The organism is Bacteroidota bacterium, assembly GCA_023957335.1.
GTDB lineage: Bacteria > Bacteroidota > Bacteroidia > NS11-12g > UBA955 > JALOAG01.
On sequence record JAMLHC010000001.1, the window covers coordinates 601,387 to 615,271 of the forward strand.

The window sequence follows — 13,885 nt, forward strand, 5'->3', positions numbered from 1 at the left end:
GGGATAATCAGTAGAAATCATTACTTCTAATCCCGATCATTCAAAAACGGGAATTTTTGCCTTGTTGTTGCGAGTATTTCCTTTGACAGGGTAGCATACAGAATGGTGTCATCACCTTTGTTGATAAGCATCAAAGTTCCATCAGGAGCTATAAACTGAGAAGACCCATTGTGTGCAATTCCGTGACCGTCATCACCCAATCGGTTAACAGCCGCAACATAGCTCAGGTTTTCAAGTGCTCTTGCTTGCAGCAGTATGTCCCAATGCCGGATTCTGCGTTCGGGGAAACTGGCGTGAAAAGTCAGCAAGTCATAATCTTCAGTATTTCTGCACCAGGTCGGAAAACGCACATCATAACATATTAACGGTTTGACTTTCCAGCCTTTGATATCAACAATGATTGTCTTATTGCCCGCTTGGTAATGCTCCTTTTCATTGCCCATAGAAAACAAGTGTTTCTTATCATAAAACACGTGATTGCCATCCGGAAAAACATAGAAAAGACGGTTATAATACTTGCCGTTTTCTTCTATCATCAAACTCCCTGCTATCACACAATTATGTTCCTTTGCATTCTGTTGCATCCAATGGAGACCTTTTTTAAAAGAGTCGGCTGCCAGTGATTCAGGGCTCATACTAAACCCTGTTGCAAACATTTCAGGTAGCATAATCAGGTCTGAATCTACCTTCACAGTTTCGAGCAGGGTTGAGAAATGAGCGAGATTTGCATCGACATCCTCCCAGTAAATATGGGTTTGTATGATGGCAATTTTTAGAGTTTGCATAGGATTTCTAAAGCACGGTCAAGGGTTTCATTATGTTTTGCAAAACAAAAGCGCAATACTTTATGATTTTCTTTTTTTCTATAGAAACTCGAAACGGGAATAGCTGCTACTTTCTTTTCTTTCACGAGCCATTCTGCAAATTGCATTTCGTCAATATCACTGATTTTACTGTAATCCAGCAACTGAAAATAGGTACCTAAGGTTGGTTTAATCTTGAATCTTGAACCTTTGAGCCCATTCTTAAAATAGTCGCGTTGCTTTCCATACATAGCCCCCAGATTTTGATATAAACTTTTGTCTTTAAGTATCTCTGCAAAAGCATACTGCATAGGTGTATTGCAAGCAAAAGCCATATATTGATAAATCTTTCTGAATTCTTCTGTCAGTTCTTCGGGAGCTAATACATATCCCATCTTCCAACCGGTTGCGTGATATGTTTTACCAAATGAATATACAATAAAACTGCGTTTGGCAAGATTGGGAAATCGTGCCACGCTTTGATGTTCAACCCCGTCAAAGATGATATGTTCATAAACTTCATCACTCAGGATGACGATATCTCTGTCTTTAACCAGTTTTTCCAATTTCATCATATCCTGCGCACTTAAAATACTGCCCGTAGGGTTGTGAGGACTGTTAATGATAATCATTTTGGTGCGTGCTGTTGTGAGCTTGGTAACTTCCTCCCAATTGGGTTTATAAGTCGGGAATTTCAATTCTGCAAAAATGGCTTTTCCTCCGTTTGCTTCTATGGCAGGAGCGTAACTGTCATAAGCAGGTTCAAAAATAATTACCTCGTCATTATCTCGTACCACAGAGGCAATGGCAGCGTAGATACCGATTGTACCACCCGGCACAATCGTAATTTCTTTTTCAGGATTATATTGTGCAGAATAATTTTCATACATTTTTTCTGCAATTTGTTCTCGCAAACTCATCAATCCCGCCATGGGGGCATATTGGTTCATGCCTTTTTCCATATAGAAATTGACAGCACTAATCAATTCCTGAGGTGGCGAAAAATCAGGAAAACCCTGTGACAGATTGATTGCGTCATGTTCTTTAGCCAAAGCCGACATCACCGTAAAAATACTGGTGCTTACTTTGGGAAACTTTGATTTTATATTACTCGAGTAATTCAAATAAATAATTTTTATAACTCTTTGTTAGCATTGTATATGCCTTAAAGAGCTGAGATTTAAGCCCGCAAATATACCTCAGTACATTTTTCTCAATCCACAATCCTTGCACACCATGGGTGGATAAAATTCTGATTATCAATTTTATCTTCTCTAATCCTTACACCCGTTTGTATTTAAGCTTAAAAAAAATTACTTTTGCACCCTTTCTATCTAATTCAAAAGACAAAATTATCATGCAAAAAATTAAAGTAGCAAACCCCGTTGTAGAGCTTGACGGAGACGAAATGACCAGAATTATTTGGCAGTCAATTAAAGACAAACTTATTTTCCCTTATCTCGACCTTGATATCAAATATTATGATTTGGGAGTTGAAAAACGAGATGAGACAGATGATAAAATTACGATAGAAGCTGCCGAAGCTATCAAGAAATACAATGTAGGAATCAAATGTGCTACCATCACACCCGATGAGCAAAGAGTAACAGAGTTCAACTTGAAACAAATGTGGAAATCTCCCAATGGCACAATCAGAAACATTCTAGACGGTACAGTATTCAGAGAGCCCATTGTTATAGACAATGTTCCGAGGCTTGTACCCAATTGGACTTCCCCTATTTGCATTGGAAGACACGCGTTTGGAGACCAATACAGAGCCACAGACTTTGTTACTAAAGGGCAAGGAAAACTCACCATTACTTTTACTCCCGAGAACGGAGCCGTACCTCAGTCTTTTGAAGTATATAATTTCAAGGGGGACGGAGTAGCAATGGCAATGTACAACCACGATGAATCTATTTACGGATTCGCAAGAGCTTGTATGAACCAAGCATTGGCAAAGGGTTGGCCCCTATTTCTCAGCACAAAAAATACAATTCTGAAAAAGTATGACGGACGTTTCAAAGACATATTTGAAGAAGTTTATGTAAACGAATTCAAATCTAAATTTGAAGAAAAAGGTATTTACTATGAGCACAGATTGATTGATGACATGGTTGCTTTTGTATTAAAAACGCATGGCAAAATCGTTTGGGCTTGTAAGAATTATGATGGAGATGTTCAATCAGACACAGTAGCACAAGGCTATGGCTCATTAGGACTGATGACTTCTACCTTGGTTACACCGGACGGCAAAACGATGGAAGCAGAAGCTGCACACGGAACTGTTACACGTCACTATAGACAACATCAGCAAGGCAAACCCACTTCTACCAACCCGATTGCAAGTATTTTTGCATGGACAAGAGGGCTTGCTTTTAGAGGCAAATTAGACAATAACCAAGCACTGATTGATTTCAGCAACACCCTTGAACAAACTTGTATTGAAGTGGTAGAAAGCGGAAAGATGACTAAAGACCTGGCAATTTGCATTCATGGAAACAATGTGGAACACGGCAAACATTTCTTGTACACCGAGGAATTCCTTGATGCTATTGACAGCGCATTGAAAGCAAAACTTACGGCTCATTCAGCATAATCAAATCAATTTTGCTAAAGTATATTACACAAGGCGCACTGATTTTTGGTGCGCCTTGTTTGCTTTATAAAGGCTATGATGCAAATTTATTTCCACCTAAAATGAAATAAATTTGCTGACTCATTTTTCATGGAACAAAATCTAATTCTGGAAGCAAAAGGTATCACCAAAAAGTATGGTGAACACGTTGCGCTAAACAAGGTGGACATTCAAGTCGGGGCGGGATCAATCTTTGGATTGTTGGGACCGAATGGCGCAGGCAAGAGTACATTTATTCGCATTGTAAACAGGATTTTGATGCCCGATGAAGGCAGTATTTTGATTAAAGGAGAAAATCTTTCAGAAAAACACGTGCTGAATATTGGTTATCTGCCCGAAGAACGCGGGCTTTATAAGAAGATGAAGGTGGGGGAACAACTGATGTATTTTGCCCAACTTCGAGGATTATCTAATGAAGAAGCCAAACGCAAATCAAAAGAAACACTCAAAGAGTTTGATGCACAAGATTGGTGGAACAAAAGAGTGGAAGATTTATCCAAGGGTATGGCACAAAAAGTTCAGTTTGTAGCCACTATGCTGCATGAACCTGATTTAATGATTCTGGATGAACCTTTTTCCGGCTTTGACCCGCTGAATGCAGATTTAATAAAAAATCAAATCTTAAACCTCAAGAACCGCGGGGCTTCTGTAATACTGTCCACTCACAGAATGGAATCAGTAGAGGAACTTTGCGACAACCTTGTGTTAATCAATAAGTCTCAAGTCATACTTCAGGGTAAAACTTCTGATATCAAACAGCGTTTTAGAGAGCACAGTTTTGCTATCAAATACAAAGGCCATTTGCAAACCGATAACAGCTTTGATATTATAGAACTGAAAGAAAACACAGATATCTCAAACGCGCTCATCAAAGCTGCACCCGAAGTGAGCAATAGAGACCTGATACAAAGACTGTCAATGCAGGTTGAATTAATGGAGTTTGCAGAGAAGTTACCCGACATGAATGAAATTTTTATCCGCTCAGTAAAAGACAACGCATGAACAAAGTTTGGATTATTCTTAAAAAGGAGTTTTGGGGCAGGGTCAAAAAGCGCTCTTTCATTATCTCTACTCTGCTAATACCCGTTTTAATGCCTGCATTTATTATTTTGATGGGCTATTTGAACAGCAGAGAAAGTGCTGGAGAAAAACCCAAATCTGTGTTAGTTTTGGATGAAACACATACGTTTCATTTTACTAATTCACCCAAATATATTTATGAGACAACTTTAAGTGATTTTGAAGGTGCAAAAGCAATGTTTTCAGAATCTGACTACTTTGCTTTTCTGTATATCCCTCCTGAAGGTGCGGAATCAACTAAGGGGATGACCTTGTATTCTAAGACAAATCTCAGCATTTCAGAGAGTACAGATATTAAGTTGCTTATAGAAAATCAGTTGCGAGAAGAAAAACTGAAAGCACAGCACCTCGACAGTACAATTTTAGCTTCCTTGCAACCCAAAGTAAGGCTCAATGAAAAGACATTGACTGAAAAGGGAGATGAAAAGCTGTCAAGTTCCATCATTACCTTCGGGGTTGGTTATGTACTCAGCATGTTGATTTATATGTTTGTATTGATATACGGCTCACAAGTGATGCAGAGCATCATTGAAGAAAAATCAAGCAAAGTAATTGAGATAATCGTATCCATTGTCAAACCTTTGCAGTTGATGATGGGAAAAGTGTTGGGAATAGCTTCTGTCGGGCTTTTTCAGTTTTTGGTTTGGGTAATTTTGATAACACTACTTTCGACTGTAGGGCTATCTTTTATCCTGCCTCAGCTTTCGCATGGTCCCGAAATTGTTAACCCCGATATGCAAGGAATGGAAAATGTGCAAATAAGTTCAGATTGGTTTGGTATCATTTCCGGAATTCCATTTGCGAAGATAATTGTGCTGTTTTTATTCTATTTTCTTTTTGGGTTTCTTTTGTATGGTTCCGTATTTGCCGCAGTTGGTTCGGCAGTTGAGACCCCACAAGAAGCGCAGCAGTTTGTTTTGCCTATAACTATCCCCATGCTGGTTGCAATCATTGGTTCTATGGGTTTTGTACTTCAAAATCCTTCCGGCTCAGTCAGTTTTTGGCTTTCCATCATACCTTTTTTCTCACCCATTGCCATGATGACGAGACTTGCTTTTGATGTGCCTTGGTGGCAGTTATTTTTATCTATGTTTCTGTTGGTTGCAACTACTTTTTTTATGCTATGGGCTTCCGGTAGAATTTTCAAAGTGGGTATTCTCACACAAGGCTCCAAAGTAAATTACAAAACTTTATTTAAATGGTTTATAAAAGGTTAGTAAGTAGAATTTCAATCTGTTTATTACTCAAATTCTTTTATCAAAGCATACAAATTAAAATTGCCTTGTTGTATCTTTTGGTGGATTTGCAATTCTAAATCTTTGCGATTCAGATTGCGCATTCTCTTGTCTGCTATGAGCTTCCATGCTCTTTCGGCAAGCAGAGATGCCTTTTTCGCATTCGTTTTGTTTGAAAGAATATGTTTTTCTATGGATTCTGAAAGTTTCTCAATGCCTATGTTCTGAGTAGCAACAGTTTCTATAATGGGCGGGTTCCAATCACTTGCTTTGCGATGATTGAGTGCATTTTGCAAATACACATGAAATTTTGCAGCTCCCTCTCTGTCAGATTTGTTAATTACAAAAATATCGGCAATTTCCATAATCCCCGATTTGATTGCTTGAATTTCATCACCGGCTTCCGGCACCAGCACAAACACAGTTGTATCTGCAAGTCCGGCAATCTCAACTTCACTTTGACCTACCCCCACAGTTTCTATAACAATTCTGTCAAAACCCGCGTTTCGCAACAAATCAGTTGCTTCCACTATGGTATGTGTCAACCCACCCAAAGCCCCACGTGAAGCAAAAGAACGAATAAAAACCCTATCGTTTGTATACAGTTCCGCCATGCGCAAGCGGTCACCCAATAATGCTCCCAAATTAAAGGGTGAAGATGGGTCCACCGCAAGTATGGCTACTTTAAGATTCAGAGAATTTGTCCAATAACCGACAAGTGCGTTAACCAAAGAACTTTTGCCCGCACCGGGAGGTCCTGTGATACCGATAACCGGAACATGAATATTGGGGCTAAGTTTTTCTAAGATGGATTCTATCCCGGATTCTTGGTTTTCAATTGCGGTCAGAAGCTTGGCAAGGGCACGCACATTACCATTTTTCATAGATTCAAACAAATCTATCAAATTATTTTTTCCTTTGCTCATGCTGTGGCAAAAGTAGCCATAAAAGGAGGCTTTTGTGCGATATTATGAAATGCACAATGAAAATACCTTTGACTTTGCAAAAAATCTTTATTTTCGCTGCCCTTACTGAGCAAAATAGATTTATGCGCGGATACAAATTTTACAACAACCTGTTTGGCTGGATAGCCGGACTTATTGCCCTGATTTCCTATCAACTTACAATTGAACAATCTGTCAGTTTATGGGATTGTGGCGAGTTTATTGCAGCCTCATACAAACTGATGGTAGTTCACCCTCCGGGAGCACCTTTCTTCCTGATGTTGGGCAGAATTTTCTCCATGTTTGCACCCAATCCTGCTGCTGTGGGATTTTGGGTTAACACCATGAGCACATTGGCAGCTGCGGGTGCTGTGTTATTTACTTTTTGGATTGTTACCTACTATGCAAAAAAACTTTTGACAAAAGACAGTGCAGAATTAACCACCGAAAAACTCATTCTCATCTTTGGTGCAGGCTTCGTGGGTTCGCTCGCAATGACTTATATGGATTCATTTTGGTTCTCAGCTGTCGAGGCAGAGGTTTATGCAATGTCATCTTTCTTCACAATGGCTACATTTTGGGCAGCCATTAAATGGGAAGGCAGCACAAGCAAACATGCAGACAAATGGTTAGTGTTGATTGGGTTGTTGATAGGATTATCTATCGGCACACACTTACTCAGTTTGCTGGTAATTCCTGCTGTTGCATTTATTTACTATTTCAAAAAGACAGTAAATCCCAATTGGGTAGGCGGTATCATTGCTTTTGTTGCAGGATTCTTGATATTAACTTTTATTCAAAACTTGATGATTCCCGGCATTCCGAAGTTAATGTCCATTTTTGATTTGTTCTTTGTAAACACACTTGGTTTCGGATTTAATACCGGGTCATTTGTAGCGATACTGTTGATAGTGGCTGTGGTTATTGGAGGTATCATTTTTTCTTTGAAAAAGGGAAAGAGACATTTGAACTTTGCTTTTGTGATTATAGCTTATATCCTTTTGGGGTATTCAAGTTATGCAATGGTGGTTATCCGTTCTTTACAAAACCCACCAATTGACATGAATAATCCTGCCGACCCGTTCAACCTTTTGAGCTATATCAATCGTGAACAATACGGGGACAGACCTTTGTTGTATGGTCCTTATTTTAATGCGGATCTAATCAACGTAAATCCCGGCAGCACTATTTGGACAAAGGGCGACAAGGGCTATCTGAAAGTGGGCAACAAACAAGATTATGAATATGAAAAAGAAATGCAAACTTTCTTTCCACGTATGGGCGACATGCAAAAAGAAGGGAGTGCGCAAGGATACAGACTTTGGGGTGGCATGGGTGATATTCAATCAAGAATTGACCAATTAAGCCAGCAACTCCAATCCACTCAAGACCAACAACAAGCCGAGCAACTACGAGGTCAGTTAACTCAATATGAAAAAACAAAGCCTGCATTTTCAAATGACTTAATGTTTTTTGTTAACTATCAGCTTGGATATATGTACATGCGTTATTTCATGTGGAATTTTGCCGGCAGACAAAATGACCAACAAGGACATTATTTCAACAAAGAGTTTGATGGAAACTGGGTTAGTGGTATTTCATTTGTGGACAATATAAGATTAGGTCCTCAAGGCAATATGCCCGAAGTATTAAAATCTAATTATGCTAAAAACAAATTCTATTTCCTACCCTTGATTTTGGGTATTCTCGGCATTGTATTCCAATACAAGAGAGCTAAGAATGATTTTATTGTCAACTTGGTCTTCTTCCTTTATACAGGAATTTTGATTGTTGTATATCTGAATATGCCTCCCTTTGAACCACGTGAAAGAGATTATGCAGTAGTGGGTTCGTTTCAGGTATTCTGTATCTGGATAGGGCTGGGCGTACTCATGGCATGGCAATTATTAAACAAATACATTAAGAATGGCAAAACAGCAGCACTTACTGCTACTGCGGTTTCTATTCTTGCTGCCCCTGTTTTGATGGGAGCTCAAGGCTGGGATGACCACAACCGCTCAGGCAGACGCATGGCGATTGATTTTGCTATTGATTATCTGGAATCTTGTGCACCTAATGCTATATTATTTACCAATGGAGATAATGACACATATCCATTGTGGTATGCACAAAACGTGGAAGGTATCAGAACTGATATCAGGATTATCAATATGAGTTTGTTGCCTACAGACTGGTACTCTTCTATTTTGCTTGACAAAGTGTACAAATCAGACCCGCTCCCACTTACATTTACCAAGGAAGATTTAAGAGCAGGAAACAATGAGTTTGTAAGGTATTATCCGGGTAATTTCAATCAAGATAAGTATTACCCACTTGGCGATGTAATGAAATTTATTCGCGACCCCAACGAAATTGTAACAGACCAAAGAGGTGAAAAAGTGCATTATTTGCCTGTACAAAATTTTGTAATTAAGGTCGATAAAAATGCCGTGATAGAAAGCAATGTGGTTCCTACTGAAGATACAGGAAGTATTGTCAACGAACTTCGTTTTTCGTTCAACAGACAGTATATGCACAAAGGAGATATGGTATTTTTTGATTTAATTTCAAACAATGCCAAAACCGGTTGGAAGCGCCCTATTTACTTTACCACAACCACCGGAAGAGGTGCATATTACGGACTTGAGAAGTACTTCCAATTAGAGGGATTGGCATACCGTCTTGTTCCGATCGAAAACCAGCCTCAAAGTGGTACTCCTACAAGACTTGCGTATGATATTTTATATAAAAACTTGATGGAGAAATTCAAGTATTTTAATATGAAGGGCAAGAAGACCTTCTTCATGGATGAAAAATCTGTATTGGTTCCCCAAAACCTTCAAAATGTTTTTGTACAATTTGCAAGTGATATGGAGCAAACCAATAGGAATTACAGAACTGAATTGAATTTGCTTGAAAACCCGACCGATGGAATGCCTAGCCCACCAGAGGGAAGAAAAGAGTGGCTCACCCAGAGAATCAAACAGAATAAAGAGAGGTCAATCAAAATATTAGATAAAGTTTTTGAAGAAATTCCTGAATCTATTCTGCCTATGAGAAGTCAAACAAAGTATTATGCTGCTCTGACTTATTATGATTTGGATGAAAAAGACAAGGGTGTTCATCACATGACTGAGTTATATCAACGCAATTTGGCTATGGCAAAATACCTCTACCAATTTGACGGTAGAACTCAATTCACACCCTATGCAATGAGTATGTATTCCGAAGCTATTCAATTTATAGACCTTGCAAAACAATCGTTTGAAAAATGGGGTATGGAGGACATGAAGAACAAAATTGAAACTGAAAGTAATCAATATAGGGATTTAGCTAAGAAATTGGGAATTATCAATTAGTCCCTATTCATAACAATGCCTGAAACATCAATTAAAGGCGGGTTTTAAACCCGCCTTTTTTATTGAGAAAATGTTAATCATTTCCATTGTTGAAAGTATAATTTGCGCCCTCAAACAGAAAAATAGAAAGTAATGACAAATCCTGTTAAAGAAACCCCCTTGATGAAACAGTTTTGGCAAGTCAAAGCCAAATACCCCGGGGCAATCATTCTGTTCAGGGTTGGAGACTTTTATGAAACCTTTGCCGAAGATGCAGTTAAAACAGCCAATACACTAGGGCTAGTGCTCACCAAACGAGGCAATGGTTCAGCTTCTGAGATTGAGCTTGCCGGATTTCCGCATCATTCATTGGATACCTATCTTCCTAAATTAGTGAGAGCAGGATATCGCGTTGCTGTTTGCGACCAATTAGAAGACCCCAAAATGGCTAAAGGACTTGTCAAAAGAGGTGTTACTGAGTTGGTGAGTCCGGGAGTTGCATACAGCGACAAGGTGTTAGAATCTAAAAAGAGCAATTATCTGGCTTCCGTTTTCAAACTTGATGGTAAGATTGGAATTGCATTTTTGGATATTTCAACCGGAGAGTTCTTTGTGACAGCAGGAAACATAGAAAGCGTTGACAAGCTGCTTGGCGGGTTTCAACCTGCGGAGATAATAATAGCAAAAAATCAACAAAATGACTTTCCGCCTGCATGGCAAGATAGTTATATCATCCAAACTCTGGACGCATGGGTTTTCCAACCCGATTATGCATCAGATAAACTCAAAGATCACTTCAAAACAGTTTCCTTGAAAGGTTTCAGAATTGAAGATGAATTGGAAATGATAACGGCAGCGGGTGCTGCCTTGCATTATGCCGCAGAAGCTTGTTTTGACCGACTGCAACATATTAACACCCTGCAAAGAATCGAAACTGACAACTATGTTTGGCTGGATTCTTTTACCATTCGAAATCTTGAAATCTTACAGCCCATTTTCCCCGGTGGCAAAGCATTAGTAGAAGTTATTGACAAAACAGTATCTCCCATGGGAGCCAGAACACTGAGGAATTGGATAGTGTTGCCACTCAAAGAACTGAAACCTATCCAAGAACGATTGGATATAGTTGAATTTTTCTTTCAAAATCCTTCACTCAGACAACAAATCATTGACTCACTTAAGCAAGTTGGAGATATTGAACGCATTATTTCACGTGTTGCACTACTCAGAGCCGGACCAAGAGAGTTATTACAGTTAGCCAAAGGGTTGAAAATTGCTGAAGAAATTAACAACTTTCTCAAACAAAGTGGCAATAACACTCTTATTGAACTTGCCGACCGAATCAATCCCTGTCAAAGCATTGCCAACAAAATCATTACTCAAATAAGTGAGGATGCTCCTGCCGTGGCTGCCAAAGGAGGTGTCTTCACAAACGGATTTGATGCTGAATTAGATGAACTACGTGACATTACCCAAAATGGTAAAGGCAAAATTGCAGCAATCCATGCACGTGAAGTTAATTTGACCGGTATTCCTTCCCTTAAAATAGGTTTTAATAATGTGTTCGGTTATTTTTTAGAAGTTACACACGCACACAAAAACAAAGTTCCCGAGAGTTGGATTCGCAAGCAAACACTCACCAATGCCGAGCGCTATGTTACTCCCGAACTAAAAGAATTAGAAGAAAAAATACTCAATGCAGAAACGCTTATACTGCAAAGAGAAACTCAATTATATGAAGAATTTCAGCAACATATAATTAATTTTGTTGAACCCATTCGAATCACAGCATTTAGTCTTGGCAATTTGGATTGCTTAACATCTTTTGCCGAATTGGCGATGAGCAACCGCTATTGCAAACCTCAAATCACAATGGGTTTTGAACTTGAACTCAAAGCATCACGCCATCCGGTAATAGAAAAACAACTTCCTCCCGGTGAAAGTTATATTGATAACGACATTCTTTTTGATGAAGAACAAAGAATTATCATACTTACCGGTCCAAATATGTCTGGAAAATCGGCATTGCTCAGGCAAACTGCTCTTGCCGTGTTGATGACACAAATTGGATGCTTTGTTGCTGCCGATTCTGCCACTATCGGAATAGTAGATAAAATCTATACGCGTGTAGGAGCTTCGGACAATATCAGTTTAGGAGAATCCACCTTTATGGTTGAAATGCTCGAAACTGCAAGTATTCTCAACAATATCAGCAAGAACAGCCTTGTGCTTCTGGATGAAATAGGGCGTGGCACATCCACTTTTGACGGAGTGTCTCTGGCGTGGGCTATTGCTGAATTCATTGCCACCCATGTCCAAAGCCCAAAAACATTGTTTGCAACCCATTATCACGAGTTGAATGAACTTGAGAACAAACTGCAAGGAGTCAAGAACTTTCATATCTCTATTAAAGAAGTAAGTGATAAAATTCTTTTTTTGAGAAAACTTGTTAGTGGCGGAAGTGAGAGCAGTTTTGGTATTCACGTAGCCAAGATGGCAGGCATTCCTAAGGCTGTAACTGACCGCGCAGCACTCATCTTAGAAGAATTGGAAAAAGATAGAGCAGCCATCTCCGGCAAAGAAACACTCAAAAAACTCAAGCGTCAAGAAGTGCAAATGACGATGTTTGGCATAAACGATCCTCGTCTTGAGGAAATGCGCAGAATGGTTTTTGAAACAGATGTAAACTCGCTTTCGCCTATTGAGGCTTTGATGAAGCTAAATGAGTTGAAAAAGGTGCTGGAAGGAGGAAAGTAATCAAGGTTCTATTCAAAGTAAGAACTGAGTAATAATCATTTCTTAGATTTTCGTTTTTTCATTCCATACCAATACTCATCAATGATTTCTCCATTGTCGTCAAATGTAATACTGGCAAGCCACTTACCTTTGAAATCATATAACTTCCATACCCCAACTTTTACCCCCATTTTATAGGTTCCTTCGGAAGCACCTATAAGTGTAACAAGATTTTGTTGCCAAAAACCGTCTTTAACTCCCATGATATAATTTCCCTTGTTTTCAATTTTGCCCTCCATCTTTTCAACGTACTCGCCATTGAGCGTATCACGGGTATAATGTGCCACTGTGGTTGTATCTCCCTCTAAGCCAAAGGTAATCCAAGTGCTGTCTTTTAAACCCATCTTATAATATTCAATTCTAAGCGGAGACTTGACAAAAATTTCATAAGATTCAAACTTACCATCTTTCAATCCATCTGTGTATTGACCTGAGACTGCAATAGTTCCGTCCATGTGCCATTCTTTATAAGTTCCATTGTAAAGTCCATTTTTGAACATAAACTCTTTCATCGGTTTTCCATCGGGATACCACGCTCTAAACGCCCCGTCTATACGACTGTTCTTGAGATAAAACTGTTGTTCCATCTGACCATTTTCGAAATACATAGTGTTTGTATCTGCTTGTACGCCTTTGATATAAAAATAATCGAACTTGAGTTGTCCTGTTTCATAATAGCCTTTATTCTTACCATCAATAGAATCCATGTAATAAAAACCGCGTTCTTTCACATTTCCGTTTTCATAATAATTCACATACTCACCATTTCTTTTTCCCATCGTGAAGTTCATGGTTTGTTTGAGCCGTTCATCTTTATACCAAGTGATTTTCTGTCCATCCATCAAACCGTCTTTCCATTGTATTTGGATTTTCTTTTTGTTAGTAGAATCATGTCTGACAAGAGATAAACCGGTAAAAGGGCTGTCGTTGTAATAATAGACATCATTAATGTTTTGTAGTTTATCAAAGAAAACATTCTTCTGAGCATGGGTGAGCAATGTGCTACAAATCAGAGAAACCAGTAAAAAAGCATACTTTCGCATAGTTGCAA

9 protein-coding genes are annotated in these 13,885 nt (G+C 38.9%); 5 read left to right on the plus strand and 4 right to left on the minus strand.

All coding sequences use genetic code 11. The features are described from left to right. Positions 1-26: 26 nt before the first annotated feature. On the minus strand, positions 27-785 hold the full coding sequence (locus tag M9892_02545; protein ID MCO5253228.1) for an amidohydrolase: 759 nt from the start codon (positions 783-785) through the stop codon (positions 27-29). After that, the gene (locus tag M9892_02550; protein ID MCO5253229.1) at positions 773-1,864 is read right to left on the minus strand and encodes a methionine aminotransferase; all 1,092 of its coding nucleotides are present in this window, start codon (positions 1,862-1,864) and stop codon (positions 773-775) included. The genes M9892_02545 and M9892_02550 overlap by 13 nt, the downstream gene beginning before the upstream one ends. Before the next feature lie 296 nt (positions 1,865-2,160). Here M9892_02550 and M9892_02555 point away from each other — a divergent pair, with 296 nt between their 5' ends. The 3 genes from M9892_02555 (at position 2,161) to M9892_02565 (ending at position 5,738) form a co-directional block, all read left to right on the plus strand. Then, positions 2,161-3,402: an isocitrate dehydrogenase (NADP(+)) gene (locus tag M9892_02555; GenBank protein MCO5253230.1), complete on the plus strand. Its 1,242-nt coding sequence runs from the start codon at positions 2,161-2,163 to the stop codon at positions 3,400-3,402. A 129-nt stretch (positions 3,403-3,531) separates the two neighbouring features. Then, positions 3,532-4,443: an ATP-binding cassette domain-containing protein gene (locus M9892_02560; protein MCO5253231.1), complete on the plus strand. Its 912-nt coding sequence runs from the start codon at positions 3,532-3,534 to the stop codon at positions 4,441-4,443. Then, complete coding sequence (locus M9892_02565) at positions 4,440-5,738, plus strand: ABC transporter permease (GenBank protein MCO5253232.1); 1,299 nt, start codon at positions 4,440-4,442, stop codon at positions 5,736-5,738. Before M9892_02560 ends, M9892_02565 begins: the two co-directional genes overlap by 4 nt. A gap of 23 nt (positions 5,739-5,761) precedes the next feature. Here the strand turns inward: M9892_02565 and meaB are convergent, their stop codons facing one another. Beyond that, positions 5,762-6,682, minus strand: coding sequence for a methylmalonyl Co-A mutase-associated GTPase MeaB (gene meaB / locus M9892_02570; protein MCO5253233.1), 921 nt, complete (start codon positions 6,680-6,682; stop codon positions 5,762-5,764). 122 nt (positions 6,683-6,804) lie between these two features. On the opposite strand from meaB, the gene M9892_02575 reads away from it, so the two are divergent. Together M9892_02575 and mutS are read left to right on the plus strand one after the other, a co-directional pair. Next, positions 6,805-10,059 (plus strand): DUF2723 domain-containing protein, encoded by a 3,255-nt coding sequence (locus M9892_02575; protein ID MCO5253234.1) that lies wholly within the window; start codon positions 6,805-6,807, stop codon positions 10,057-10,059. Positions 10,060-10,191: 132 nt separating this feature from the next. Beyond that, positions 10,192-12,795 (plus strand): DNA mismatch repair protein MutS, encoded by a 2,604-nt coding sequence (gene mutS, locus M9892_02580; GenBank protein MCO5253235.1) that lies wholly within the window; start codon positions 10,192-10,194, stop codon positions 12,793-12,795. A gap of 35 nt (positions 12,796-12,830) precedes the next feature. Here the strand turns inward: mutS and M9892_02585 are convergent, their stop codons facing one another. After that, the gene (locus tag M9892_02585; GenBank protein MCO5253236.1) at positions 12,831-13,877 is read right to left on the minus strand and encodes a hypothetical protein; all 1,047 of its coding nucleotides are present in this window, start codon (positions 13,875-13,877) and stop codon (positions 12,831-12,833) included. Positions 13,878-13,885 lie beyond the last annotated feature (8 nt).

Coding starts and splice junctions, on each gene's coding strand:
- M9892_02545 (MCO5253228.1), bottom strand. CDS start 785: ATGCAAACTCTAAAAATTGCCATCATACAAACCCATATTTACTGGGAG.
- M9892_02550 (MCO5253229.1), bottom strand. CDS start 1,864: ATGTCGGCTTTGGCTAAAGAACATGACGCAATCAATCTGTCACAGGGT.
- M9892_02555 (MCO5253230.1), top strand. CDS start 2,161: ATGCAAAAAATTAAAGTAGCAAACCCCGTTGTAGAGCTTGACGGAGAC.
- M9892_02560 (MCO5253231.1), top strand. CDS start 3,532: ATGGAACAAAATCTAATTCTGGAAGCAAAAGGTATCACCAAAAAGTAT.
- M9892_02565 (MCO5253232.1), top strand. CDS start 4,440: ATGAACAAAGTTTGGATTATTCTTAAAAAGGAGTTTTGGGGCAGGGTC.
- meaB (MCO5253233.1), bottom strand. CDS start 6,682: ATGAGCAAAGGAAAAAATAATTTGATAGATTTGTTTGAATCTATGAAA.
- M9892_02575 (MCO5253234.1), top strand. CDS start 6,805: ATGCGCGGATACAAATTTTACAACAACCTGTTTGGCTGGATAGCCGGA.
- mutS (MCO5253235.1), top strand. CDS start 10,192: ATGACAAATCCTGTTAAAGAAACCCCCTTGATGAAACAGTTTTGGCAA.
- M9892_02585 (MCO5253236.1), bottom strand. CDS start 13,877: ATGCGAAAGTATGCTTTTTTACTGGTTTCTCTGATTTGTAGCACATTG.